General features: G+C 53.2%; 1 rRNA gene. It reads right to left on the bottom strand.

The window, feature by feature from the left end:
- Positions 1 to 40: 40 nt before the first annotated feature.
- A 23S ribosomal RNA gene (locus tag M3212_RS21500) occupies positions 41 to 2,978 on the bottom strand.
- Positions 2,979 to 2,980: the final 2 nt, after the last annotated feature.

The following is a 2,980-nucleotide window of genomic DNA, read 5'->3' as shown; positions in this document are numbered from 1 at the left end:
TTCAAAACTAGATCATGATTGTACAAGTATCAAGAATTGCTTGGATAAGTCCTCGACCGATTAGTATCTGTCAGCTCCACGTGTCGCCACGCTTCCACACCAGACCTATCAACCTCATCATCTCTAAGGGGTCTTACTGGATTAACTCCATGGGAAATCTCATCTTGAGGGGGGCTTCATGCTTAGATGCTTTCAGCACTTATCCCGTCCACACGTAGCTACCCAGCTATGCTCCTGGCGGAACAACTGGTACACCAGCGGTGTGTCCATCCCGGTCCTCTCGTACTAAGGACAGCTCCTCTCAAATTTCCTGCGCCCGCGACGGATAGGGACCGAACTGTCTCACGACGTTCTGAACCCAGCTCGCGTACCGCTTTAATGGGCGAACAGCCCAACCCTTGGGACCTACTTCAGCCCCAGGATGCGATGAGCCGACATCGAGGTGCCAAACCTCCCCGTCGATGTGGACTCTTGGGGGAGATAAGCCTGTTATCCCCAGGGTAGCTTTTATCCGTTGAGCGATGGCCCTTCCATGCGGAACCACCGGATCACTAAGCCCGACTTTCGTCCCTGCTCGACTTGTAGGTCTCGCAGTCAAGCTCCCTTATGCCTTTGCACTCTACGAATGATTTCCAACCATTCTGAGGGAACCTTTGGGCGCCTCCGTTACTGTTTAGGAGGCGACCGCCCCAGTCAAACTGCCCACCTGACACTGTCCCTGAACCGGATCACGGTTCGAGGTTAGAATGTCAGCACAGTCAGGGTAGTATCCCACCGACGCCTCCACCGAAGCTGGCGCTCCGGGTTCTCAGGCTCCTACCTATCCTGTACAAACTGTACCAACATCCAATATCAAGCTACAGTAAAGCTCCATGGGGTCTTTCCGTCCTGTCGCGGGTAACCTGCATCTTCACAGGTACTATAATTTCACCGGGTCTCTCGTTGAGACAGTATCCAAATCGTTACACCATTCGTGCGGGTCGGAACTTACCCGACAAGGAATTTCGCTACCTTAGGACCGTTATAGTTACGGCCGCCGTTTACTGGGGCTTCAATTCAGAGCTTCTCCTAAAAGGATAACCCCTCCTCTTAACCTTCCAGCACCGGGCAGGTGTCAGCCCCTATACTTCGCCTTGCGGCTTCGCAGAGACCTGTGTTTTTGCTAAACAGTCGCTTGGATCTTTTCACTGCGGCTCTCTCGGGCTTGCACCCTATCAGAGCACCCCTTCTCCCGAAGTTACGGGGTCATTTTGCCGAGTTCCTTAACGAGAGTTCTCCCGAGCGTCTTAGAATTCTCTTCTCGCCTACCTGTGTCGGTTTGCGGTACGGGCACCTCACACCTCGCTAGAGGCTTTTCTTGGCAGTGTAGGATCAGGAACTTCGGTACTAAAATTTCCCTCGCCATCACAGTTCAGCCTTATGGAAAGCGGATTTGCCTACTTTCCAGCCTACCTGCTTGGACGCGCATATCCATCAGCGCGCTTACCCTACCTTTCTGCGTCCCCCCATTGCTCAAACGGTGAGGAGGTGGTACAGGAATGTCTACCTGTTGTCCATCGCCTACGCCTTTCGGCCTCGGCTTAGGTCCCGACTGACCCTGAGCGGACGAGCCTTCCTCAGGAAACCTTGGGCTTTCGACGGAGGGGATTCTCACCCCTCATTCGCTACTCATACCGGCATTCTCACTTCTGCGCGCTCCACCAGTCCTCTCGGTCTGACTTCGCTGCACGCAGAACGCTCCCCTACCACTGACACCTAACGGTGTCAATCCATAGCTTCGGTGATACGTTTAGCCCCGGTACATTTTCGGCGCAGAGTCACTCGACCAGTGAGCTATTACGCACTCTTTAAATGGTGGCTGCTTCTAAGCCAACATCCTGGTTGTCTGGGCAACTCCACATCCTTTTCCACTTAACGTATACTTGGGGACCTTAGCTGATGGTCTGGGCTGTTTCCCTCTTGACTACGGATCTTAGCACTCGCAGTCTGACTCCCGAGGATAAGTGATTGGCATTCGGAGTTTGACTGAATTCGGTAATCCTGTGGGGACCCCTAGTCCAATCAGTGCTCTACCTCCAACACTCTTCCCTCGAGGCTAGCCCTAAAGCTATTTCGGGGAGAACCAGCTATTTCCGAGTTCGATTGGCATTTCACCCCTACCCACACCTCATCCCCGCACTTTTCAACGTGCGTGGGTTCGGGCCTCCATTCAGTGTTACCTGAACTTCACCCTGGACATGGGTAGATCACACGGTTTCGGGTCTACGACATGCTACTGATGCGCCCTATTCAGACTCGCTTTCGCTACGGCTCCGCCTCATCAGCTTAACCTTGCAACATATCGTAACTCGCCGGTTCATTCTACAAAAGGCACGCTGTCACCCATAAACGGGCTCCAACTAGTTGTAGGCACACGGTTTCAGGATCTCTTTCACTCCCCTCCCGGGGTGCTTTTCACCTTTCCCTCACGGTACTGGTTCACTATCGGTCACTAGGGAGTATTTAGCCTTGGGAGATGGTCCTCCCGGATTCCGACGGGGTTTCACGTGTCCCGCCGTACTCAGGATCCGTCTCGGAGAGAAGGGCATTTCAGCTACGGGATTGTTACCCTCTCTGATGGATCTTTCCAGATCGCTTCACTTATGCTCTTCTTTTTTGACTCCGTATGAGACGTCCTACAACCCCAAGAGGCAAGCCTCTTGGTTTGGGCTGTTTCCGTTTCGCTCGCCGCTACTCGGGAAATCGCATTTGCTTTCTCTTCCTCTGGGTACTTAGATGTTTCAGTTCCCCAGGTCTGCCTCCTCGTATCCTATAGATTCAGATACGGGTATCATCCCATTACGGATGATGGGTTCCCCCATTCGGATATCCCCGGTTCAAAGCTTACTTACAGCTCCCCGAGGCGTTTCGCCGTTCGTCGCGTCCTTCTTCGGCTCCTAGTGCCAAGGCATTCACCGTGCGCCCTTTCTAACTTAACCAA

The organism is Halalkalibacter oceani (assembly GCF_023715705.1).
Taxonomy (GTDB): Bacteria; Bacillota; Bacilli; order Bacillales; family Bacillaceae_D; genus Halalkalibacter; species Halalkalibacter oceani_A.
This window is presented reverse-complemented; position numbering and strand designations above follow the sequence as displayed.